General features: G+C 68.4%; 19 protein-coding genes. 7 read left to right on the plus strand and 12 right to left on the minus strand.

Annotation, left to right across the window (positions count from 1 at the left end; translation table 11 throughout):
• Window positions 1-18: 18 nt before the first annotated feature.
• Window positions 19-2,067: an ABC transporter ATP-binding protein gene (locus KXZ72_RS04025; RefSeq protein ID WP_318999886.1), complete on the minus strand. Its 2,049-nt coding sequence runs from the start codon at window positions 2,065-2,067 to the stop codon at window positions 19-21.
• Between the two features lie 2 nt (window positions 2,068-2,069).
• Entirely contained in the window at window positions 2,070-3,803 is a 1,734-nt protein-coding gene (locus KXZ72_RS04030) for an ABC transporter ATP-binding protein (RefSeq protein WP_226082452.1), read from the minus strand.
• Window positions 3,804-4,056: 253 nt separating this feature from the next.
• Here KXZ72_RS04030 and KXZ72_RS04035 point away from each other — a divergent pair, with 253 nt between their 5' ends.
• Window positions 4,057-4,983 (plus strand): Ppx/GppA phosphatase family protein, encoded by a 927-nt coding sequence (locus tag KXZ72_RS04035; protein WP_226082453.1) that lies wholly within the window; start codon window positions 4,057-4,059, stop codon window positions 4,981-4,983.
• Here the strand turns inward: KXZ72_RS04035 and KXZ72_RS04040 are convergent.
• A complete protein-coding gene (locus tag KXZ72_RS04040) occupies window positions 4,980-5,699 on the minus strand; it encodes a DsbA family protein (protein ID WP_226082454.1) in 720 nt (239 codons plus the stop codon). The two genes, KXZ72_RS04035 and KXZ72_RS04040, sit on opposite strands and share 4 nt — an antisense overlap.
• Before the next feature lie 228 nt (window positions 5,700-5,927).
• Entirely contained in the window at window positions 5,928-6,398 is a 471-nt protein-coding gene (locus tag KXZ72_RS04045) for a hypothetical protein (protein ID WP_226082455.1), read from the minus strand.
• A 116-nt stretch (window positions 6,399-6,514) separates the two neighbouring features.
• Between KXZ72_RS04045 and KXZ72_RS04050 the strand changes: the two genes are divergently transcribed.
• The gene (locus KXZ72_RS04050; RefSeq protein WP_226082456.1) at window positions 6,515-7,498 is read left to right on the plus strand and encodes an NAD-dependent epimerase/dehydratase family protein; all 984 of its coding nucleotides are present in this window, start codon (window positions 6,515-6,517) and stop codon (window positions 7,496-7,498) included.
• Here the strand turns inward: KXZ72_RS04050 and KXZ72_RS04055 are convergent.
• A complete protein-coding gene (locus tag KXZ72_RS04055; protein ID WP_226082457.1) occupies window positions 7,495-8,307 on the minus strand; it encodes a siderophore-interacting protein in 813 nt (270 codons plus the stop codon). The genes KXZ72_RS04050 and KXZ72_RS04055 overlap by 4 nt on opposite strands.
• 157 nt (window positions 8,308-8,464) lie before the next feature.
• Between KXZ72_RS04055 and KXZ72_RS04060 the strand changes: the two genes are divergently transcribed.
• Window positions 8,465-8,752 carry a GNAT family N-acetyltransferase gene (locus KXZ72_RS04060; protein ID WP_226082458.1) on the plus strand — a complete coding sequence of 96 codons (288 nt, stop codon included), beginning with the start codon at window positions 8,465-8,467 and terminating at the stop codon, window positions 8,750-8,752.
• On the opposite strand, the gene KXZ72_RS04065 is transcribed toward KXZ72_RS04060, so the two are convergent.
• Window positions 8,749-9,231: a hypothetical protein gene (locus KXZ72_RS04065; RefSeq protein ID WP_226082459.1), complete on the minus strand. Its 483-nt coding sequence runs from the start codon at window positions 9,229-9,231 to the stop codon at window positions 8,749-8,751. The two genes, KXZ72_RS04060 and KXZ72_RS04065, sit on opposite strands and share 4 nt — an antisense overlap.
• Before the next feature lie 250 nt (window positions 9,232-9,481).
• On the minus strand, window positions 9,482-11,140 hold the full coding sequence (locus tag KXZ72_RS04070; protein WP_226082460.1) for an FAD-binding oxidoreductase: 1,659 nt from the start codon (window positions 11,138-11,140) through the stop codon (window positions 9,482-9,484).
• Window positions 11,141-11,157: 17 nt separating this feature from the next.
• Between KXZ72_RS04070 and KXZ72_RS04075 the strand changes: the two genes are divergently transcribed.
• Window positions 11,158-11,766, plus strand: coding sequence for a TetR/AcrR family transcriptional regulator (locus KXZ72_RS04075; protein WP_226082461.1), 609 nt, complete (start codon window positions 11,158-11,160; stop codon window positions 11,764-11,766).
• Between the two features lie 24 nt (window positions 11,767-11,790).
• Window positions 11,791-13,317, plus strand: a complete 1,527-nt coding sequence (locus KXZ72_RS04080) for a glycerol-3-phosphate dehydrogenase/oxidase (RefSeq protein WP_226082462.1) — start codon at window positions 11,791-11,793, stop codon at window positions 13,315-13,317.
• Here the strand turns inward: KXZ72_RS04080 and KXZ72_RS04085 are convergent.
• Window positions 13,314-13,973 carry a GNAT family N-acetyltransferase gene (locus KXZ72_RS04085; protein ID WP_226082463.1) on the minus strand — a complete coding sequence of 220 codons (660 nt, stop codon included), beginning with the start codon at window positions 13,971-13,973 and terminating at the stop codon, window positions 13,314-13,316. The genes KXZ72_RS04080 and KXZ72_RS04085 overlap by 4 nt on opposite strands.
• The gene (locus tag KXZ72_RS04090) at window positions 13,970-14,512 is read right to left on the minus strand and encodes a CGNR zinc finger domain-containing protein (protein ID WP_226082464.1); all 543 of its coding nucleotides are present in this window, start codon (window positions 14,510-14,512) and stop codon (window positions 13,970-13,972) included. Before KXZ72_RS04090 ends, KXZ72_RS04085 begins: the two co-directional genes overlap by 4 nt.
• Window positions 14,513-14,698: 186 nt before the next feature.
• Here KXZ72_RS04090 and KXZ72_RS04095 point away from each other — a divergent pair, with 186 nt between their 5' ends.
• A complete protein-coding gene (locus KXZ72_RS04095) occupies window positions 14,699-15,817 on the plus strand; it encodes a Gfo/Idh/MocA family protein (RefSeq protein WP_226082465.1) in 1,119 nt (372 codons plus the stop codon).
• Between the two features lie 55 nt (window positions 15,818-15,872).
• Here the strand turns inward: KXZ72_RS04095 and KXZ72_RS04100 are convergent, their stop codons facing one another.
• Entirely contained in the window at window positions 15,873-17,507 is a 1,635-nt protein-coding gene (locus KXZ72_RS04100) for a leucine-rich repeat domain-containing protein (protein ID WP_226082466.1), read from the minus strand.
• 118 nt (window positions 17,508-17,625) lie between these two features.
• Window positions 17,626-20,358: a hypothetical protein gene (locus KXZ72_RS04105; RefSeq protein WP_226082467.1), complete on the minus strand. Its 2,733-nt coding sequence runs from the start codon at window positions 20,356-20,358 to the stop codon at window positions 17,626-17,628.
• Window positions 20,359-20,558: 200 nt separating this feature from the next.
• Here KXZ72_RS04105 and KXZ72_RS04110 point away from each other — a divergent pair, with 200 nt between their 5' ends.
• On the plus strand, window positions 20,559-21,524 hold the full coding sequence (locus tag KXZ72_RS04110; protein WP_226082468.1) for an MBL fold metallo-hydrolase: 966 nt from the start codon (window positions 20,559-20,561) through the stop codon (window positions 21,522-21,524).
• 61 nt (window positions 21,525-21,585) lie between these two features.
• On the opposite strand, the gene KXZ72_RS04115 is transcribed toward KXZ72_RS04110, so the two are convergent.
• Entirely contained in the window at window positions 21,586-21,894 is a 309-nt protein-coding gene (locus KXZ72_RS04115) for a hypothetical protein (RefSeq protein WP_226082469.1), read from the minus strand.
• Window positions 21,895-22,142 lie beyond the last annotated feature (248 nt).

Raw genomic sequence — 22,142 nt, forward strand, 5'->3', positions numbered from 1 at the left:
TTTCCGGGGTGATGCGGCCTAGGCCTCGGCCACCGGGGACCCCTCGGTCACGGTAATCGCGCCGGTCGCGGGGGCCGCACCGTCGTCGATTGCACCCGAGAACTGGGTCATATACAGATCGTAATAGGCACCCTTGGCCTCAAGCAGCTGGGCGTGTGAGCCCTGCTCCACGATGCGGCCCGCCTCCATCACCAGGATGGTATTGGCATCGCGGATCGTGGACAGGCGGTGCGCGATCACAAACGAGGTGCGGTCGTGACGCAGCGCCGCCATGGCCTGCTGTACCAGCAGCTCCGTGCGGGTATCCACCGAGGAGGTGGCCTCGTCCAGGATCAGCAGAGACGGCTGCGCGAGGAAGGCCCGCGCAATCGTGATCAGCTGCTTCTCGCCGGCCGAAACATTACCGCCCTCGTTATCGATCACGGTGTCATAGCCATCGGGCAGCTGGCGCACAAAGCGGTCCACAAAGGTGGCCTGCGCGGCCGCGATGATCTCCTCCTCCGTGGCGTCCAGGCGTCCATAGCGAATATTCTCGCGAATGCTGCCCTCAAAGAGCCAGGCATCCTGCAACACCATGCCCACCTTGGAACGCAGATCGTGCCGCGAGACCCGGGTGATATCGGTGCCGTCCACGAGGATGCGACCCGATTGCAGCTCATAAAAGCGCATCACGAGGTTCACCAGCGTGGTTTTACCCGCACCCGTGGGCCCCACGATGGCGATGGTATGCCCGGGCTGGGCCTCAAAGGAGAGGTCCTCGATCAGCGGGTTCTCCGGGTTATAGGAGAACGTGACGTTTTCGAATTCCACGTGTCCATCGGCGCGGGCGGGCAGCTCGGCGGTGGCGATATCCGGGGTCTGCTCCTCGGCATCCAGCAGCTCAAACGTGCGCTCGGCGCTGGCCACACCCGATTGCAGCATATTGGCCATGCCGGCAATCTGGCTCAGCGGCTGCGTGAACTCACGCGAGTACTGGATAAACGCCACGGCGTCTCCCAGGCTCATCTGCCCGGTGGCGACCCGCAGGCCACCCACCACCGCGATGCCCACATAGGACAGATAGGAGACAAACTGCATCGCCGGCATGATCATGCCTGAGACAAACTGGGCACCAAACGAGGCCTTATAGAGCTCCGTATTGCGCTCGTCGAAGGTCTCCATCATGTCCTTCTGGCGACCAAAAACGGTGACCAGGTCGTGACCGGAGAAGGACTCCTCGATCTGGCCGTTCAGCCGCCCGGTGTTTTTCCACTGGGCCGCAAAAAGCTTCTGGGAGCGCACACCGATCACGCCGGCCACGATGGCCGAGAGCGGGAGTGCCACCAGGGCGATCAGGGCAAGCTGCCAGGACACGATGAACATCATGATCACGATGCCCACCACGGTCAGGGCCGCCTGGATCAGCTGGGCAAACGCCTGTTGCAGGGCGTTTTGGATATTATCCACATCGTTGGTGACGCGGGAGAGCAGATCGCCGCGCTGCCGGGTATCAAAATAGTTCAGCGGCAGCTTATTCAGCTTGGCTTCCACATCGCGGCGCAGCTTAAACACCGAGCTCATCACGAGCTTATTGAGGATATAGCCCTGGGCCCACATGAAGATGGACGCCACCAGATACATCAGCAATACGAGGAAGATGATGCGGCTCAGGCTCGCAAAATCGATGCCCTCACCGGGAACGATATTGAGCTTTTCGAGCTGCGCGGCACGGTCGTTTTCGCCCGCTGCACGCAGCCCGGCGATGACCGCCTCCTTGCTCTGCCCGGCGGGCAGGAGCTTGGAGATCACGCCGGTATTGATGACGTCAAATGCCATACCTAGAATCTTCGGGGCGATCACGCTGAGCACCACCGAGATCACCACCATGCCCACCACGATGCTCACGCCGAGGCGCTGCGTGGAGAGCAGGCCCATCAGGCGCTTGGCGGAGGGCCAAAAATGCTTGGCCTTTTTGGGCGGCGCACCGCCTCCGAACATATCGTCGCTTCCGCCGGCGGTGAGCTCACGCTCGTCAAATTCCTCCTCGATAATGGTTTCCACTACCGGATCCTGGGGTTTTTTAGCCATGGTTATGCCACCTCCTCAACGCTCAGCTGCGAATGAACGATCTCGCGATAGGTCTCATTGCTTTCCAGGAGCTCCTCATGGGTACCTCGACCCACGATCGCGCCATCGTCCATGACGATGATCTGGTCGGCATCGGTGATGGTGGACACCCGCTGCGCCACGATGATCACGGTGGCCCCGCGGGTCTCGGGCTTCAGCGCCGCCCGCAGGCGGGCATCGGTGGCCACATCCAGCGCGGAGAACGAGTCGTCAAAAAGATAAACGGCGGGCTTGACCACGAGTGCCCGGGCGATACACAGCCGCTGGCGCTGACCGCCCGAGACATTGGTGCCGCCCTGGGAAATCGGGGTTTCCAGGCCCTCCTCCTTGGCGCGCACAAAATCGGCGCCCTGGGCCACGGTGAGCGCATGCCATACCTCGTCATCGCTCGCCTCGGCCTTGCCAAAGCGCAGGTTGCTGGCCACGGTACCCGAGAACAGGAACGGGCGCTGCGGCACGATTGATACCCGCTCGGAGAGCTGGGCGCGGGAGTGCTCCCGCACGGGCACGCCGTCGATCAGGACCTCGCCCGCGCTGGTGTCATAGAGCCGCGGGATGAGGTTCAGCAGGGTGGTTTTACCGGAACCGGTGGATCCGATAATGGCGGTGGTCTGCCCGGGCTCGGCGGTGAAGCTCAGGCCCGAGAGCACGGGCTTTTCCGCGCCCGGATAGCCGAAGCTCACATCGCGGAACTCCACCACGCCGCGGGTCTCGGGAAGCTCGCGCTCCCGCTCGGCATCGTGCATTCCGGGCTCCACGTCCAGGACCTCGCCGATGCGCTCGGCACAGACCACGGCGCGCGGAATCATCATGACCATAAACGTGCCCATCATGACCGCGGCGAGAATCTGCAGCAGATACTGCAGGAAGGCTGTGAGGGAACCCACCTCGATATTGCCCGCGTCCACGCGGTGCCCACCGAACCACAGCACCGCGGCGGTGGCCACGTGCAGGATCATGCCAATCAGCGGGAACATCAGGACAAACAGGGCACCCACCTTGAGGGATACCTGGGTGATGGCCTGGTTGGCATCGCCGAAGCGCTCGGTCTCGAAGCGCTCGCGCACAAACGCACGCACCACGCGGATACCGATGATCTGCTCGCGCAGCACGCCGTTGATGTTGTCGATCTTTTCCTGCATCGAGCGGAACAGGGGCATGAGGCGAACAACCAGCAGGCCCACCACGGCGATCAGGACCGGCACCGAGACCCAGACCAGCCAGGACAGGCCGGCGTCCTCGCGCAGCGCCATGATGATGCCGCCGATGCACATGATCGGGGTGGATACCATGAAGTTCAGCGTCATCAGCAGGAGCATCTGCACCTGCTGGACGTCGTTGGTACCGCGGGTGATCAGCGTGGGGGCACCAAAGGTGCCCATCTCCTGGGCGCTAAACTCGCCGACCTGGGAGAAGACGCCGCGCCGCAGATCGCGGCCCACGGCCATGGCCGTCTTGGCGCCAAAATAAACGCCACCGATCGCGGCCACCACCTGCACGAGGCATACGGCCAGCATCAGGGCGCCGGTATTCCAGATGAAGTTGGTATCACCCTGGGCCACGCCGCGATCGATGATCTGGGCGTTCAGGCTGGGCAGGTAGAGCGCGGCTATGGTAGCCACGAGTTGAAGAACGACAACGGCAATAATCCACGCCTTATAGGGGCGCGAGTATTGCAGGAGGAGTCGCAAGAGCATGTAATAACCATCCTGGTTTGGTTCAGGCAACGTATGAATCCATGGGCGCAACTCCCACGGGGGTGTTTATCGTAGCGCGGGCCGCCGACGCGGAACATCCCCCTCGGGGCTGATCTTTGGGGGCCACGGGGCGAAAGCCTACCCCCGTTCGGGAGCGATGGTATGCCCGGCTCCGATATCGCACGCTTTCGGGCGGGATGCCGGTCCCGCCCGGGGCCCCCGGATGGGGCCGTCGAGGGGGTACTGTGTGTTCATGCGATTAGGTGTGCTTGACGTCGGTTCCAATACCGTTCATCTGTTGGTGGTGGACGCGCATCCGGGCGCGGGCCCGGTTCCCACCACGGATCATAAATCGGTATTGCGCCTGATGCGTTATATCCAGGCCGATGGGTCGATCAGCGAGATCGGCGTGCGCGCCCTGATCGAGGCCGTGCGCACGGGGGCCGAGGTGGCCGCCGCCCAGAATATTGATCACCTGCTGCCGATGGCCACCTCCGCGATCCGCGAGGCGAGCAACGGCGAGGCCGTCTTGGAGCGCATCGCCACCGAGACCGGGATCACCCTTCAGGTGCTCAGCGGCGAGGAGGAGGCCCGGCTCACCTTCCTCGCGATCCGGCGCTGGTACGGCTGGTCCGCGGGCAATATTTTGGTCTTTGATATCGGCGGCGGCTCGCTGGAAATCAGCCAGGGCAGCGATGAATATCCCGATGTGGCCGTGAGCCTCCCGCTCGGCGCGGGACGCACCACCGTATCCTTCCTGCACGATGATCCCCCCACCGAGGAGCAGACACTGGGCCTTGCCGAGCATGCCCACTCCGTGATCTCCTCCGTGCTTCCACTTTTTGCCGGGCAGCCGGTCCCGGATCATATCGTGGGTTCCTCCAAGACCATCCGCTCGCTCGCGAAACTCGCGGGACGCACCAGCGAGGGAATCGGCGCGGATGATCGCACCCACCTGAGCCTCAAAAAGCTCTCCGGCTGGGTGCCGCGCGTGGCCCAGATTCCCGCCTCGGCCCGGCACGCCCTCCCCGGCATCACCGAGGACCGGGCGTTTCAGATCGCCGCGGGCGGCATCGTGCTGCGCGAGGCGATGACCGTGCTCCAGGCGCCGCGCCTCGAGGTCTCCCCCTGGGCGCTGCGCGAGGGCGTCATCATGCGCTATCTGGATCAGCTCGACTAGGAGGCGTGGGATTCGATAAACGCGCGCAGCTCGTTCACCTCAAGCGGGGACCCCGAATAGGCCTCGCCGTTCACGAGGATCGTGGGCACCGACTTCAGCGGGCTGCCGGTGCCGGGCAGCGGCTGGGTGCGCGCGAGTTCCGCCTGGGCCTCGGCCCAGGGCAGATAGGTGCCCGCCTGCACGCAGGAGCGCACGCCGTCCATATCGAGTACCCCGGCGTTCTCCGCAAACGTGAGCATCTCCGATACCGGAATATCGCGCATATTATCGGGGTCCTGGGCGTGGAACATCGCGTTATGGAAGGCCGGGAAGGCCGTAACATCCGCATCGGCCACGCAGCCGGCCACGGCCACGCCATTGCGCGAGAGCGAATCGGCCCCGCCGAGGATCGCCACCGGGTGATAGCGCAGCGAGATGGCATCATCCGCTACCGCCCGATCCAGATAATCGGACACGGCAATATCCATCGCGGCACACCAGTGGCAGGCATAATCGGCGTAGATCTCCACATCGGGCACACCCGCGGCGCCGGGCTCCGCCCCCACCCGCATTTCCACGGGGGCGGCGGGCGCGGCACCCGCGGGGCTCGCGGCCGGTTCCGGGGTGGACGCGCCACAGCCGGAGAGGCCCAGGGCCAGGGCCGCCGCGGCAAGAAGAACTCCCCCGCGACGCAGCTGGCGGGCAATATGTGGGGTACGGGCGGGGCTCATGGTCATGATGATGGATTCTCCCTGGACCGGAGGCCGGGATCGCGGCGCTCCGGAATGCTGTGTGCCTCTCGCGCGAAATCGGCCGATGCCGCGCACGGCCGAGACCCCGTGGCCTGACCGATCGGCCCAACCCCGGCGGCCCGGTGCCTGCCGCACGCCCAGCCTAACAAGCCTTTTCCGGGAGATACCCGGGCTGGCGGAAGGGGAATCACGGACGGACGCGGCCGCCGCGGCTCAGGCCGCGGCGGGCTCCAGGCGGCGCGCACGCAGCGAGACCACCGCGGCCTGGGCGAGTAATACCGGGCCAAAATAGAGCGTCAGGGTGGCCATACCCAGCCCCGGGGTGATCAGCGCATCCATGAGCAGGTGCTGGGCGATACCCACGATCCAGAGCGCGGCGGTGAGCCAGGTGCCGCGAATATAGAGCCGGTCCTCGCGCGGGAAAAAATTAATCGTCCGGGCACGCACCGTGGCGAGGCCCATACCGATCAGCAGGCTCAGCGCCAGCAGGGCAAAATCGACCGCGTTCAGGGGGTGCGTCTGCAGGAACGGCAGGGCCTGGAATATCCCGCCCACGATCAGCGCGATGCCGATCATTGAGCGCCGCCGCAGCGAGCGCAGGGGCCGCAACCGCAGCTGGTTGGTCAGGAGCCAGGCCAGAATCAAAATGCTGAGAATACCGCTAATCAGGGTTGTAGAAGTCATGTCTTTAGGATCGCCCCGGACCCGGGTGGTGCACATCGGCCGGCGGGGTGGAGAAAAGGGTGGAGATCGCCGATCACGCCTAGACTGGGCCTCATCACTCGCGCGAAAGGACCACGATGCCCGGCACCCTCCTCCTCGGCGGCAACGGAATGCTCGGGCGCGCAATCGCCCGGGCACTGCTCACCGAGGGCCACGCGGTGACAGCCCTCGCCCGCGGGGACAGCGGGGAGTTTCCGGAGGGTGTGGAGCCGCTGCGGATCAACCGCAGCGATCCCCGCGCCTATGACCGCGTGGCGCGCCACGACTGGGACGCCGTGATCGAGCTGGCGCTGGAGCCCGCGCTGGTGGCCGGTGCGCTCGCCGCGCTCGCGCCGCGCGCCCGGCACTGGACGTTTATCTCCAGCGTGTCCGTCTACGCCGAGAACTCCACCCCGGGAGCCACCGAGCTCGCGCGCATCGTGGCCGCCGATCCGGCGGGAGACTATGCCGCCCGGAAGGCACACGGCGAGGCGCTGACCCGGGCGGCGCTCGGGGAGCGGGCGCTGATAGCCCGCCCCGGACTGATCGCGGGCGGGGAGGATCCCTCGGATCGTTTTGGCTACTGGGTGGGAAGATTTGCGCTGGCCGGGGCCGGTCCCGTGCTCATCCCCGATACCGCCGGGCGTTTTGCGCAGGCGATCGACGCGGAGGACCTCGCGGGCTGGGTGGCCCGCTCGGGGCGGCGCGGCACCACGGGAATCATCAACGCCGTGGGCCATGCGCTTCCGCTGGCCGATTTTTTGATGCTCGCGCGGGCGGTCGCGGGCCATAGCGGCCCCGTGATCACCGTTTCCGATGAGCGGCTGCTCGCGGAGGGTATCGGCTATTGGGCCGGTCCGCGCTCGCTGCCGCTCTGGCTTCCGCGCGCGGATGCCGGATTTTCGCTGCGCAGCAATACCCGGTTTCGGCGCTCCGAGGGCACCCTGCGCCCCGTGAGCGATACCCTGCGGGGTGCCCTCGTGGGCGAGCTGCGGCGCGGGCTGGACCGGGCCCCGCGCCGGGCCGGGCTCACCCGCGCCGAGGAGCTGGCGCTGCTGCCCGGGGTGGAACCGCGGGCCTAGGCCACCGCGGGTTCCTCATCGCGGTTAATGCCGTGTACATGGCCGGTATTGCCATCGCTCCAATAGCCGATCGCGTTATGGCTATCGCGGGACATTCCGCGCTCGCGCCGCAGGTGTTTGCGGATCGCGCGGCTCGCGGAGGCCTCGCAGGCGACCCAGGCGTAAATATCGCCCTCGGGGAACTCCGGGAGCGCGGCCACGGCCTCCGCCAGGGCGCTGGGTGAGGTGCCCAGGCCCGAGCCGTAGAGCCAGGTATATTCCACATCGCCCTGGGTGACCAGGGTTTGGCGATCCTCGGGGGTCTGCACCTCAATGATTGCATGCGCGCGCTCCCCCGGCGCCAGGCCCTCAACGATGCGGCCTAGCCCGGGCAGGCCGGTGGCATCGGCCACAAGCAGCTGCCAGTCGCGGACCTGCTCGCGGCGATAGTGCGCCCGCGCGGGACCCTCGGCAAATAGGCCGAGGATATGACCGGGCTCGGCGCGCGAGGCCCAGTCGGAGGCGAGGCCACCCTCGTGCACCACAAAATCGATAAAGACCAGGCGGCCCTCGTTTTCCACGCGGCGCACCGTATAGTGCCGCCACGGCGGCTCGGTGCCGCCCAGCACGCCCTCGCCGTAGCCCTCCTGGTTAAAGTAGGCCACATCGGCGATGGTCTCGCCCGGAACGGGGAATGCCACGTCCACGCGCTCGTCGCCCCAACCATCGGTATTCCAGGTCCAGCCGCCGATCGGCTCCATGCCAATGCGGATCATATGTGGCGTGATGGTTTCCACGGAGACGACGCGGGCGGACTCACAAAAGGACATGACTACTCCAGAACTCGGGGCGCAAAAGAATAGGTAAGCCTATGCTCACCACTCTTCGAGAATAGCGGGGTGATAATCCGCCCGTCGGTCAGATGCTGTTGCGCACCGGACAGCGCTGCCCGTATCGCCGCGGGGCGCGCGCGGCTAGGCTGGGGTCATGACCGAGACTTTCGCCAATGAGACCGGGCGCGGGCGCTATACCCTGCACACCGGGGGCGTATTGGCCGCCACCCTCGCCTATACGGTGCGCGAGAATACGGTGTTTTTTACGTATAGTTTCACCGATCCGGCCTATCGGGGCCGCGGCCTCGCGGCCCGGCTGGTGGAGTTTGCCACCGCGGATGTGGCCGCGGATCCCGCCCGCCGGATCGTGCCCACGTGCGGTTATGTGCGCGGCTGGTTTGCCGAACATCCCGAGCACGCAGGGCTCCTGGCCGAGGCCTAGGGGCCCTCGGGGAGTGGGATGCCGCGCAGCTGCGCGAGCTCCCGCGAGGCCAGTTCGCCGGCATCACCGGGGAGGCATCCGGTCTGCGCCTCGATGCGCACGGGGCTTGCCTCTCCCTCGGCCGTGAGCCGGATCCGCGCGCCGTCCTCGGCCGTGGCGCTCACGCTGATATGCCCGGCGGCGAAGCTTGTGCGCACCACCCGCAGCCCGCGTTCCTTCAGCAGCGACACCACGCGATCGGCCGCCTCGGCGGTGCCACCACCGGGGGCCTGCGCCACGCGCAGGCCCGAAAAATAATAGCCCTCGGGGCAGCGCTGGGCCAGCGGGTTATCGCGGTCGTTCCAGCCGCCGCCGAGGCTGTCCTGGAGCGACTGAATCTGCCCCTGCAACTCGGAGCGCACCGCGGCGGGGTCCTCGTGGGCCTCGGAGGGGGCCGCGGCGGCCGTGTCCATCGCGCCGCTGCAGCCGGTGAGGAGCATAAGGCCCGCCCCGCCCAGGACTATAGCGGCGTGTGCGCGACCTCGCATTACCCGCCTATTCCGTGCCATATCTCCCCCGCAAAGCCGTGCCGAACCACATCACACTAACAGCGAAATCCCGGGGGTGGGCCCCTGCGCGGGGCCGCAATACCTGCCCCGCGCGGGCCACGGGGGCCGCGCCGCGCGATTCCGCGGGCCACCCGCCCGGCCGGATGCGCCAGCGCGGGAGACCTTCGCGGACACTGCCGGACTAGCCGAGCAGCTTGCGCGGGTTAAGGATGCCCTCGGGATCCAGCACCGCCTTGACCCCGGCGAGCGCCCGCACGCCCAGGGCACCGATCTCGGCCTCCAGATAGGGTGCGTGTTCAAGCCCCACCGCGTGATGATGCGAGATCGTGGCCCCGGCCGCAACGATGGCCTCCGAGGCCGCGGCCTTCACCCGGGCGTATTGCGCAAAGGGATCGGATTCGGCCGCCGCGATGAACGTGAAATACAGCGAGGCCCCCTCGGGATAGAGGTGCGAGATATGCCCCTGGATCGCACACGGGGCATCCCCCTCTACCAGCGCCGCACGGATGGCCCCGGACACGGCCGCATGCGTGGCGGCCAGATTGGACCAGAGCGCCGCCGTCTCGAGCGTTTCCACAAATACCCCGCGGCCCAGCAGCTCATCACGCAGATAGGGAGCACCAAAACGCCCCCGGTCCCAGGCCTGCGCCGGGCCGGCCGTGACCCAGACGCCACCCGCGCGGCGCAGCAGCCGCGAGATGCGCCGGCGGCGGGAGCGGGTGCGCCCATCGCTGCCCTCCCAGACAAAGAGCGCAAGTGCCGGGTGGGTCAGGCCGCGGGCCGCCAGATAGCGCCGCAGCGTGCGCACCGAGGAGGAACCCGACATCGCGAGGTTTAGTTCGGTCTCCTCCGCATCGCTGAGCCGACAGACCTCGGGGATATCCCCGGCCGGGGCGTCCTGGGCGAGCCGGCGCAGCGCCTCGGCCCCCGCCTCAAAACTGCTGAACGCCCACGCCCCATAGCTCTTGGCGGTGACCCGCGGGCTGATTCGCACCGTGACCTCCGTGATCACCCCCAGCACCCCCTCGCTGCCGAGGAAGAGCTCGCGCAGATCGGGGCCCGCGGCACTGGCCGGTGCGCGGCCCCCCAGGCGCAGTTCGCCGCGCGGGGTCTGCACGCGCAGGCCGGTGATCAGCTCATCGCTTGAGCCATAGCCCGTGGAGGCCTGGCCGGCCGAGCGCGTGGCGGCATAACCGCCGAGGCTGGCCTCCTGATGGCTCTGCGGCAGGTGCCCGAGGGTGAAATTATGGGCGGCGAGGGCGGCCTCGATCGCGGGGCCGCGGATGCCGGCCTCAAAGGTGGCGGTGCGCGAGACCGGGTCCACGCTCAGCAGGCGGTTTAGCCGGGAGAGGTCGAGGGTGATCAGGTGGGTGAAGCGGTCACGCAGCGGCTCGACCCCACCCACAACGCTGGTGCCTCCCCCGAAGGGAACCACGGCGATGCGCCGCTCGGAGCAGAGCGCCAGCACGGCGAGGACCTCGGCGGCCGAGCCGGGATAAACCACGGCATCCGGGGCATCGCGGGCGTCTCCCCCGCGGCGGCGCAGGAGATCGGGGGTATTTTTGCCCCCGGCGTGGACCACGCGGTCCAGGCGCGCGGCGGAAATATAGGGGGCACCCACGATTCCGCGCAGCAGCTCCTCCGATTCGGCATCCAGCGCCCCCTCGCCCAGCACCACATCCTCGAGCGCCACGGGCGGGGAGAGGATGGCATCGGCGTTGTAGTGGAAGCGCTCGCGCAGGAGCGTGAGGATTTCGGGCGAGAGCGGCGTGGCCCGCGCGGGGTCACCCCAGCCCCACCAGACGGAATGAGGAATCGACTCGGAAATATTTGCACCCATGCGATACAGTGTTACACATGACGGCACAACGTACCACCCCCGGCCCGGTTGCGGACAGCGCGACGGGAGCGCGCGATCTGGCGATCCTCGACGCCGCCCGCGGCCTCGTGATTCGCTACGGGGTGCGCCGCACCACCGCGCAGGATATTGCCGATGCCGCGGGCATTTCCCGGATGACCTTCTACCGCGCGATGGGCAGCGTGGACAGCGCCGTGCTGGCCACCCTCACGCGCGAGTTTCGGCGCGAGATCAACGCCGTCCTCGCCTCCGCCCCCGCCGGAACCGCGCGCGAGCGCCTGGTGCACCTCGGCACCGCCGGAATCCTCGCCTTTGAGCGCTCCGAGCTGATAACCGCGGTGCGCGAGAGCGATCCCGAACTCCTCACCCCCTATCTCTCCGATCGCCTCGGACACAGCCAGGACATCGTCCTTGATGCCATCGCGGGCCTGCTCGCGGAGGGTGTGCGGGATGGCTCCCTCTCGCCCCGCCCGGGTGATGAGCTCAGCATCCTGCTCGCGATTCAGGGCGTGGCCGTGGCCTCGCGCATGCTGCGCCGCACGGGCCAGCTGGACGCGGCAATCGAGCGGCTCGGGGACATGCTTCACGCCTATCTCACCCGGGACTAGCCCGGAACCCGAAGGGAAATCATCATGCAGCCCCCCGCCAGCTCACTCCTGAACGATGCCCAGCGCGCGCGATCCCTGGCGCGGGTCACGGAAAAACCCGTGGATATTATCGTAATCGGCGGCGGGATCACCGGGGCCGGGGTGGCGCTGGATGCCGCGAGTCGCGGCTTCTCGGTGGCGCTCCTGGAGGCCCGGGACCTGGCCAGCGGCACAAGTGGCTTCAGCTCCAAACTGGTGCACGGCGGCCTGCGCTATCTCGCCAAGGGCGATCTGGGCCTGGCCTGGGAATCGGCACTCGAGCGCCGCTATCTGATGGCGCGCATCGCCCCCCATCTCACCCGCCCCCTCGGGTTTTTGGTGCCGCGCACCGCGGGCTCGGGCCGACTGGAGACCGCACTGACCTCGCTGGGGGTGCGGCTGGCCGACCTGCTGCGGCGGGCCTCCGGGCTCTCCTCAGCGGTCCTACCGCGCCCGCGGGTGCTGGGCCCCGCGGCCACCCGGGAGCTGATACCCGCACTCCCCGAGGCCGGGCTGCGCGGCGGGCTGCTCTACTGGGACGGCCAGGTGGAGGATGACGCGCGCCTCGTGATCGCCGTGGCCCGCACCGCGGCCGCCCACGGCGCCCAGATTATTCGCGATGCGCGGGTGCTCTCCTGCACCGAGACAACCGCGGAATTTGAGGATACCCGCACCGGCACGAGGCACCGCGCCCGCGCCCGCGTGGTGATCAACGCCACCGGCGTCTGGGCCGATACCCTCACCCCCGTGCTGGGGCTCTCGCCGAGCCGCGGCACCCACCTCGTGCTGGATGCCGCGGCACTCGGAAATCCGCGCGCCGCGTTTACCATTCCGGTGCCCGGAAAATTTGGCCGCTTCCTCTTTGTGCTCCCCCAGCCGGGCGGGGTCTGTTATCTGGGCCTGACCGATGAGGCCGATCCCCGCGCCGATGGTTATGCCCCACATATTCCCGAGGAGGATGAGCGATTCCTGCTGAGCCTGCTCGCGGATACCCTCGGCGCGGAGCTACCCGCCTCGGCCATCCTGGGCCGCTTTGCCGGGCTGCGCCCGCTCGTGGGTGCGGGTGGGCCCACCGCGGATGTCTCGCGCCATCACCTGCTGGTGGATCGCCCCGGCCAGCCGATCGGCATTATCGGCGGCAAGCTCACCACCTATCGGCGCATGGCCGAGGATGCGGTGGATGCCGCGGCCGAGCGGCTCGGCCGGCGTCGGCCCTGCGGCACGCGGAAAATTGTGCTGGTGGGCGGCGGCGCGGGCCGGGGCGATGCGGCGGATACCCTGGCCCGCCGCTATGGCACCGAGGCCACAACAATCCGCGAGCTCATCCGCGCGGATCCCGGCCTGGGCGAGCCGGTGGCCCCGGGGGTGGACTATCGCGGGGCCGAGGTGATTTTTGCGCTGCGCGCCGAGGGGGCGCATCGCGTGGAGGATATCCTCGAGCGGCGCACCCGGCTGGCGTTTACCCCCGCCGCCGCGCGGGCCGCCGAGCCGCGCATCCGCGAGCTCCTGGAGGCCGCGCGGGCGGGCGACTAGGCCAGGCGCGCCTCGAGCCCGGCGCGCACCCGCGGCCAGTCCTCGGCGATGATCGAGAACATCGCGGTATCGCGCACGCTGCCGTCCTCGCGGCGCATATGGCGGCGCAGGACCCCCTCGGGCCGCGCACCCAGCCGCGCGATGGCCCGCTGCGAGCGCTCATTACGCACATCGGTCTTAATCTGCACGCGCCCCATGCCCAGCGCCTCAAAGGCGTGGGTGAGCAGCAGCAGCTTGGCCTCGGGGTTCACCCGACCTCCCCAGGCCGCCGGGGTATACGCGGTGCTGCCAATCTCGAGCCGGGCATCCGCGGGCACAATATCCAGAAACGAGGTGGTGCCCACCACCGCGCCGGCGGCCAGGCCGGCAAGGGGGCGCCCCAGGCGCACCACCCAGGGCACCCGTTCCCCCGCCGCGGCCGCGGAAAGAAGCGTGGCGGCATGCTCCTCCGGGGTATCCGGCCGCCGGCGCACATGCGCCCAGCAGGCATCGTGATCCAGCGCCGCAAAAAGTTCGGCCGCATCGCGGCGGGGATCATAGGGACTCAGCCGGAGGCCGGCGCCGATTAGGTCCCGGGCGGCCATCTCGCGCGGATCCCGGGCCGCGGGCCAGGGCGAATCCAGCGGACGCGGATCGGGATAGGGGGTGAAGCTCATGCGGTGGACTCCCTCTCGGCGCGCAGGCGCCGCTGCCGGGCCACGCGCATGCGCGAGCCACAGGTGGTGGAGCAATAGCGCCGATCGGCCCCGCTCCCGGTATTCAGATAGACGCGCGCGCAGCCCGCGGCATCGCAGCGCCCCCAGGCGACCCGGCCGCGCTCGCTGAGGGCTGTGGCCAGCCCCAGCGCACCTGAGGCAACACACCAGTTCCACCAGGAGAACGCGGGCAGATCGGTATGCAGATGCCAGCGTGATCCGTCGTGGTCGCTCAGCCGCGGGGCGCCGGAGCTGCGCGCCAGCAGGTCGTTCAGGACGGGGGCAGCGGCGGCGGCATCACCGAGGTCAAAAATCGGGTTCAGGTCGTCCAGGCCCCGGCGCACCTCCTCCAGTGCGCCCGCGGGGAACGGCCCCTCGCCGCCCCGAAATCCACCCAGGGCCTCCCCGAGCGCGCCGTTATCGCCGGGCCGATCGTGGTGCGCGTTGAGCGCGGCCACCAGGCGCGGGAGGGGGTGGATTTCCGGAGTGTTGCGCATCATCTCTTCCCCGTGTAACGGTCTACCTAATTTACCCGTAACGCTAGCGCATCGGCGTTTCCGATTCAATTCGCCCTTTTAACACAAATAACTAAAAGTTCACTAGACTCCACCATAAGCAGAACCGACCCCAGGAGCGATAATGACGTTGCCCATCCCCCGTCCCCCAATGCCCGCCGGAGCCCACGCATGAGCGTGGGGATCGGCCTGATCGGGGCGGGAGTCATCAGCGATGAGTATCTCGCGATAATGACCACCTTCCCCGACCTCACCGTGCTTTTTATCGCCGATCTGGACGTGGAGCGCGCCGCCGCCCAGGCCGCCAAATACGCGATCCCCGGCGCGGGAAGCGTCGCGGAACTCCTCGCCGATCCGCGGATCGAAATCGTGGTGAACCTCACCATCCCGCGCGTACACGCCGAGGTGGGCATGCAGATCCTCGCCGCCGGAAAACACGTGTGGAGCGAAAAGCCCTTCGCCCTGGACCGCGAGAGCGGCCGCGAGCTACTGGAACAGGCCAAAAAACTCGGATTGCGCGCGGCCTGCGCCCCCGATACCTTCCTCGGCGCGGGCATCCAATCGGCCCGACGCCAGATCGAGGCCGGGCGGATCGGCACCCCGCTCACGGCCCTGACCATCCTGCAGTCCCCGGGCCCGGAGAGCTGGCATCCCAACCCCGATTTTCTGTTCCAGCCCGGCGCCGGGCCGCTCTTTGACGTGGGCCCGTATTATTTCACCACGCTTGTGCAGCTGCTGGGCCCGGTGACACGCGTGCACACCACGTCCTCGCGCGCCCGCGATACCCGCGTGATCGGCTCGGGCCCGCGCGCCGGGGAAACCTTCCCGGTGACCGTCCCCACCCATATCAGCGTGTCACTCGAGTTTGCCGGGGGCGCCATCGCGCAGACCATCCTGAGCTTTGATTCCGCGCTCAAACGCCTGCTCTTTGAGGTGGCCGGGGTGGAGGGCACCCTGATTCTGCCCGATCCCAACCACTTCTTTGGCGAGAGTGAACTGGTCACCTCCCCCGAGACCCGGCAGATCCTGCCCGAGGAGGGCCCCTCGGCCGGCCGCGGGCTGGGCGTGCTGGACCTGGCCCGCTCCCTGCGGGCCGGGGTACCCGAGCGCGCCTCGGGAGACCTCGCCTATCACGTACTGGACATCATGGTCTCCACCGCCGAATCGGCCAGCAGCGGGGAACCGGTCACCGTGCACAGCTCGGTCACCGTAGCCCCCGCCCTCCCCGCGGACTGGGACCCCTATCGGGCCACCCTGCACACGGATACCGGCGCACCCCGGCCCGCATAATAAAAACCGCCGCCACCCCGAGGGGTGACGGCGGTTTTTCGGGATAACCGGGGGGCTAGCCCTCGGTCGGGCGGCGACGGAAGAGCAGCGCCGCCCCCACAAAGAGCGCCAGGGTGGCCATACCCATCGGCACGATCGGCAGTTCCATACCGGTCAGGGCCAGGCCCGAGGTCGCCTTGCGGGAGGTTCCCGGGGCAAGCAGGCTCAGCCGCGGGGTGGAATCGGTGATATCGGCGAGGTCACCCAGGTTGGGGTTTCCCGGGATCAGCGTGCTCGGGCGATCCGAGGGGATCAGCGTCTGCACGGCGGAGCCACTAAACGTACCCGCCTCATTGGCGAAGCGCAGGGCGGGCAGGCGGCCCAGCGCCACCTGCGGGCCATAGGTCACGGCACCATCGGCGAAGGTCGCCCCGGCGATCAGGCCCACGGGGGTGGGAACCAGGCCGCGGGCATCGCGCAGCGGCAGGGCGAAGGGCTCGCCGCTCATCGCATCGGCCAGCTCCACGCTCTGCTCCACGGCACTCACGGTCGCATCGGACTGGGCAAAGGCCGAGAGGTCGCTCACGCCGTTGCGATCCAGGACCAGGGTGCGCAGGCTCGCGCTCGGAGCCAGGACCGAGGCATCGGTTACGCGGTTACCCGCGACGTCCACGCTGCTCAGGACGGGCAGCGCGGCAAGCGGGGTGAGGTCGCTGATGTGGTTATCGGCGAGGCTCAGGGTGCGCAGGTTAACGAGGTTTTCCAGGCCCTCAAGCGATTCAATCGGCTCGGTTCCGGGGGCGCAGCTCAGCTCGGTCAGCTCGGCCAGGGTGTTTTCCCCGATGGCCTGCCCGTCCAACTGCTCGCTCAGGCACTCGCCGAGGGACTCATCGCCCAGGATCACGGGCTCGCCGGGGAAGATGGCGACCTCCTGGGTCACGTTAATATCCACGGTCCCGATATTGTCGATGCCCTCGAAGCGCGCCACATAATTGCGGGTTTCCCGCTCCTCGGTTGCATGGGTCACGCTCACGCCATCGAAGGCGATCGGGGTGGAGGTGGCGGTCAGGGCGGTACCCGCGGTATCGGTGAGCACCATTGCGGAATCGGAGGGTCCGCGGTAGTTCAGCTGATAGGGCTCCCCGGCCGTGGCACGCGGCTCCACCACAGTCTGGTTTTTTCCGGTCAGGAACGTGACGTTGCGCGCGGCGGTCCAGTCGCCGATGTGGTTTTCGGAGGCATCCAACCAGCGCAGATCGGGAAGCTCGCCCAGCGCGGAGATATCCGAGACTTCGTTATCCTGAATGGCCAGGATCTGCAGGGATTTCAGCCGCGCGAGCGGGGAAATATCGGTGAGCTTATTGCCGTCCAGCCAGACATTGCGCAACGCGGGCAGATCGGCAAGCGGCGTGAGGTCACTCACGCGCTGATTCTGCAGGTGCACATATTGCAGCGAGGTCATGGCCTGCATGCCCTCAAGCGAACGCACCTGATCGCTATTGGCGGGCACGGCACAGTCGAGGGTGCTCAGGCTGGCGATATTCTCCGCGGTGGGGGCCTCGCCGAGGCTGCGCTCCACGCAGGCCAGCAGCACGGGATCGCTAAAACTCAGGGGTGCGGCGTGCGCCGGTGCACTCAGCAGGGTAGACAGGCCAACCGCGGCGGCGAGCCCCAGGGCGGGCAAAACCAGCGTGCGTGTGGATTTCGTCAATCGGAATACTCCTCGGGTGTATTGCCTCTTCCGGAGGCGGGATCGATCCATAATGTCCGGATTCCCGCCGGGCCGCGGAAAATCTTGTGAATTTGTATCACGGCCTGGCGGATAAAACTTAGGGGGTGGTGGGTGCGGCGGCGATCTTCAGGATCGCGGCGTCTCCGCTGAAACCGGTGACCTCGGCAATGACGTTCACGGCGAGGGGCGTGCGGGTGCCGGATTTACCAATGGTCTGCCCCTGGGCGTTGAGGGTATCGGCGCTCAGGCTGGCGGAGCCCGCGCGGCGGGTCTCCACGCGCCAATCGGCGCCCGTATACTCACCGATTTCCAGCTCGGGAGTGGACTGCAGCGTCCACTGAATATTGTCGTAGTTCAGTCCCAGATCGGAGCCGCGCACACCAAAGGGGCATCCGCGCGGCTCCAGTTCCCCACTCGCTGCGCACTCCTCCAGATAGGTGTTTACCGCCGTGGTGATGGAGGTGCGCCCGGCCGCGGTGAGTTCGGGGGTCAGCGCCTCGGCCACGGCCGCGACACCGAGGGCATCCACGGTGACGCTCACCGGTTCGGCACGATACGCGGTGCTCGGGGCCAGGGCGATCTGATAGGTACCGGGGAAGGCCCGCAGGGGTGCCCGTGCGGCCGGGCTATCGCCCAGGGATACCCCCGCGATGGTGAGGTCTCCGCGCTCGGGGACGGTGATATTTTCCAGCGAGAGCGTGCCCGGATCGGGACTCGACATCTCCCAGCGGTCCAGGAGCCCGAGGAAACTACCCACGCGCTCCAGCGTGAACTCCTGGCGCAGCGGTTCACCACCCGAAGCGAGGATGAGCTCGGCGCTCACGCGCGCGCGCGAGCCGCTGAGCTCGGTATCAACCACCCGGGCCTCGGTGATGCGCTCGGGGAGCGCACGATAGACCTCATCGGTGAGCAGGACGTCCTCGGGACCGCGCTCGATCCCCGCCCGCTCCAGGGCCTCCTCCAGATTACCCGCGGCCAGATCGCCGGTATACCCGGAGACCACGGAGGAGGGGGAGAACGCATCGGCGATCAGAACCCAGGCTAGTGCCAGGGTGGCGCAGAGCAGGATCAGTCCGCCCGCGATCACGAGGGGCACACGCAGCGAGCGGCGCGGCGGCTGCACCACGGGACCCTCGGCTCCCCACGGGGAGACCGAGGCGTTGAGGTGTGCGGAGGAGCGGGTCTGCTCGTGGATGCCATCGGCCACCGCCGCGGAATCACCCTCGGCGGGGAAACCCAGCAGTTCCAGGAGCGGGATACCCTCCTCCTGCACCCCGGCATTGGGGGTGCGGCGGGGCCCGGGAGGGGCAAATTGTCGGCGCACCGCGCGCACGGGATTCAGCGAGGGCAGGCGGCGGCGCGGCCGCGGGGGCGCGCTGACGGAGGTCTGCGCCGGATCGGCATCGCTCGAGTGCGATTCCGCGGAGCGGGGCCCGGCCGGGCCCGCGGACTCGGTGTCTTCACGGTCGATATCCTCGGCGGGTTCCGCAATATCCTCGGCGGGTTCCGCAATATCCTTGGCGGGTTCCGCGGGGACGGGTTTCTCGGAGACGGGTTCCTCGATTTTTGCCGCGGTGCCCGGGGTGGCGGCCCCGGGGGTCGGGGCCGTCGCCGGTTCGGCCCGGTTCCCGGCCGGCTCGATCCGGGCCACCGGCCGCGTGACGGGTTCGGGATCTTCCCCGGGCTCGCCGCGGCTCCCGGGGGTCGTGGAGAGGGGCTGGGCGGCACGGGGGCCACTCAGCAGCGCGGCCGCGTTGCGTGCCGCGGCGGAACGCGCGGGGGCAACCGCGGCGGGGGTGTCCACTTCCGGGGTCTGCGCCGCGGGGGTTTCCACCACGGGAGCCTCCGCCGCCGGGGTTTTCTTCGCGGGGGTCTCCGCCACGGGGGTCTCCGTTACGGGGGTCTCCGTTACGGGGGTGTCCTTTTCCGGGGCCGCCGCCACCGGGGTATCTGCCACCGGGGTATCTTCCACCGGGGCGTCCGCGACCATCGCGGCGGGCTTTCCCGATACGCCGGCGGGGGCGTGGACCGGGGTAGCCTCGGTCGCGGGCTCGATCCCGGGGGTCGGCTTCGAGTTTTTTGCGCGGGCGTCGATCCGCACGGTCACGTCCAGGTCCACGGTATCCGAGTCCTCGGTCGAGCGCACGATCGGGCCCGTCTCGGTGACCTCTACGGGGCCCCGAAACACGGAGTCCACCGGAACCGGGGCCGGGGCGGGAGCCGAGGGCGCCTCCCGCGGGATAGCCGGTGTGGCCTCCTCGGCGACGGGGCGTTCAAAGGGGCTCTTGGGGCGAGCCGGGGTCGCCGCGCTTGGTTCCACTGCCCGGGGGGCGGCGGATTTTTGGGCGGTCTTTTTCTTGGCGGGGACCGCGGTGCCCGCCGCCTGCGCGGTCGCGGGAGTCTTCACCGCGGGAGTTTTCGCCGCGGGCTTCTCGGCCGCGGGCTTTTTCGTCGCAGGCTTCTCGGCCGCGGCCCCCGCAGCGGATTTTTTCACGGGCGACTTCGCCGCGGACTTTTTCTCCGTGGCCTTTTTCTCGGCGGGCTTTTTCTCGGCGGGCTTCTTTGCCGCCGATTTTTTTACCGCGGGCTTCTTCGCCGCGGGAGTGGCCACGGTGGGCTCACCCTCGGGGGTGCTTTTTGGGGTCGGCATCGGCTCGGCCGAGGCCGCAGACTCGGCGGGTTTTTGTGTCGCGGATTTTTTTGCCGCGGGCTTTTTTGCCGCGGGCTTCTTCGCCGCGGTCGTGGCGATCCCGGCCTTTTGGGCCGCCTGTGCCGCGGATGTCGCAGCCGAAAGATCGTTATTGTGCTCACCGGTTGTCCTTAAAACCACCGCGCACCCCCTTTTCCCCGAATGGAGCACCATGCCCACTCCGGGGGTCAGCCTATGCGAACGCGCCGCGACGTTCCGCGGCCGCGACCAAATCTGACGGTATCCTCGTCGCGCGATAGACCCAGCTCTGTCGTGCGAAACGCTGCCCTATTCGCGTAACCTCGGTCACGACCCCATCGCGCGTTCCGGGAGGACCCAGCATGCACCCGCACCACCCCGACGCGGCCGCGGCCTCCCCCACACCCACGACCACGATCGCTCCGGGTGTCACGATGCTTGCACTTCCCCTCCCCGGCGGAGCTCCCCCCTATAGTCTCTGCTATCTACTGGAGGATTCCGGCGGCGGGATCCACGTGATTGACCCCGGCTCCGATACCACCCAGAATCGCGAACTCCTGCGCGCGGCGCTGCGCGCGCTCGGAGCGGACCCGGCGGCGATCCGCACCGTCACGGCCACCCACCTGCACCCCGATCATCTGGGGCTCGCGGCGTTTATCCTCGACCGCTCCCCCGCGCGGCTCCTCCTCCACCCCACCGAATCCGCCGCACTCGCGACCCTCGCGGACCCCGGATATGCCGCTGCCCGGCGCGCGGAGATCGCCGGCTGGGGCATACCCGCCGGCCACGCCGCGCTTCCCGGCCCGGAGGAGATCTTCCGCGGGATCCCGCAGGTCCCCGCGGCCGATCCCCTCCGGGACGGCGAGTATCTGCCCATCCCCGGCCGCCGGGTGCGCGTGATCCACACCCCGGGCCATACCCCCGGCCATATCTGTCTGGTCGAGGAGGGGGCCGGCCTGGTCTTCACCGGCGATCACGTGCTGCCCGGGATAAACCCGGGCATCGGCCTGGGCGGCCCCACGCCGGAAAATCCGCTGGCGTCCTATCTGGATTCCCTGGGGCGCCTGGCCGCCCTCGGTGATCCCCTCGTCTGCCCGGGCCACGAGGCCCCGTTCCGCGGGCTCGCGCGGCGCGGAGCGGCCCTCGCCGAGCATCACCGCGGCCGCACCCGGGCGGTGGCCGCCGCGCTGCGCGAGGCCCCGGGGACCTCGGTCTGGCAGATCGCCTCCCGGCTCCCGTGGAGCGGGGGCTGGGAGAACCTCCCCGCCGCCTCGCGGCTCTCCGCGCTGGCCCAGACCGCGATGCACCGGGATTTTCTCGCCCGTTAACCGCCATACCCCCGGCCCGATCCAGTGGATCGGGCCGGGGGTATGGCTCGGCAGGCAGCCCCTAGGGGGTGCGCAGGCCGCGGCGCAGGGCCACGGCGGTATCCCAGCCGCGGCGAACCTCGGCCAGGCCGGCGGCCTGCTCCTTATAGCCCAGGTGGGCGTGGGTGGTGCGCCAGTTCAGCAGCGCCTGGCCGCGCGAACCGCGCCAGTCGCCGGTACCGCGGCCGCGGGTGCCGCGGCGGGTGGCCGCCCGGGTGGCGGCGTCAAAGCCCTCAAGAAAATACTCGGTGGCGGGGTTTCGGGCGGCCGTGGGGCCGCGATCGGTGTTCTGGTTTTCGAGGCTCCGGGGAGCCAAAATGGTATTCGTCAAAATGGTAGTTCCTTATTACAGTCTTCGTGCGGGGACGATCGCTGCAACGCGATATCCCTGAATCGAGGTGGTGGCCTGCTCGACGGATTCATCTCCAGGTGGGAGGCTCCGTGCAGTGCTGAATAATCGCGGCTAGAGGGGCGGCGGATTAAGTTCAAAAAAGCGGCTTGAGCAACATTACCCCAGAACAAGGCACGGCACAACCCCCTTCCGGAATCGGCGCGGGAGAACCCCCGACCCGGCGGGCC

This window comes from Mycetocola spongiae (assembly GCF_020424085.1).
In the GTDB taxonomy this organism is placed as follows: Bacteria; Actinomycetota; Actinomycetes; order Actinomycetales; family Microbacteriaceae; genus Mycetocola; species Mycetocola spongiae.

Coding starts and splice junctions, on each gene's coding strand:
- KXZ72_RS04025 (WP_318999886.1), bottom strand. CDS start 2,067: ATGGCTAAAAAACCCCAGGATCCGGTAGTGGAAACCATTATCGAGGAG.
- KXZ72_RS04030 (WP_226082452.1), bottom strand. CDS start 3,803: ATGCTCTTGCGACTCCTCCTGCAATACTCGCGCCCCTATAAGGCGTGG.
- KXZ72_RS04035 (WP_226082453.1), top strand. CDS start 4,057: ATGCGATTAGGTGTGCTTGACGTCGGTTCCAATACCGTTCATCTGTTG.
- KXZ72_RS04040 (WP_226082454.1), bottom strand. CDS start 5,699: ATGACCATGAGCCCCGCCCGTACCCCACATATTGCCCGCCAGCTGCGT.
- KXZ72_RS04045 (WP_226082455.1), bottom strand. CDS start 6,398: ATGACTTCTACAACCCTGATTAGCGGTATTCTCAGCATTTTGATTCTG.
- KXZ72_RS04050 (WP_226082456.1), top strand. CDS start 6,515: ATGCCCGGCACCCTCCTCCTCGGCGGCAACGGAATGCTCGGGCGCGCA.
- KXZ72_RS04055 (WP_226082457.1), bottom strand. CDS start 8,307: ATGTCCTTTTGTGAGTCCGCCCGCGTCGTCTCCGTGGAAACCATCACG.
- KXZ72_RS04060 (WP_226082458.1), top strand. CDS start 8,465: ATGACCGAGACTTTCGCCAATGAGACCGGGCGCGGGCGCTATACCCTG.
- KXZ72_RS04065 (WP_226082459.1), bottom strand. CDS start 9,231: ATGCTCCTCACCGGCTGCAGCGGCGCGATGGACACGGCCGCCGCGGCC.
- KXZ72_RS04070 (WP_226082460.1), bottom strand. CDS start 11,140: ATGGGTGCAAATATTTCCGAGTCGATTCCTCATTCCGTCTGGTGGGGC.
- KXZ72_RS04075 (WP_226082461.1), top strand. CDS start 11,158: ATGACGGCACAACGTACCACCCCCGGCCCGGTTGCGGACAGCGCGACG.
- KXZ72_RS04080 (WP_226082462.1), top strand. CDS start 11,791: ATGCAGCCCCCCGCCAGCTCACTCCTGAACGATGCCCAGCGCGCGCGA.
- KXZ72_RS04085 (WP_226082463.1), bottom strand. CDS start 13,973: ATGAGCTTCACCCCCTATCCCGATCCGCGTCCGCTGGATTCGCCCTGG.
- KXZ72_RS04090 (WP_226082464.1), bottom strand. CDS start 14,512: ATGATGCGCAACACTCCGGAAATCCACCCCCTCCCGCGCCTGGTGGCC.
- KXZ72_RS04095 (WP_226082465.1), top strand. CDS start 14,699: ATGAGCGTGGGGATCGGCCTGATCGGGGCGGGAGTCATCAGCGATGAG.
- KXZ72_RS04110 (WP_226082468.1), top strand. CDS start 20,559: ATGCACCCGCACCACCCCGACGCGGCCGCGGCCTCCCCCACACCCACG.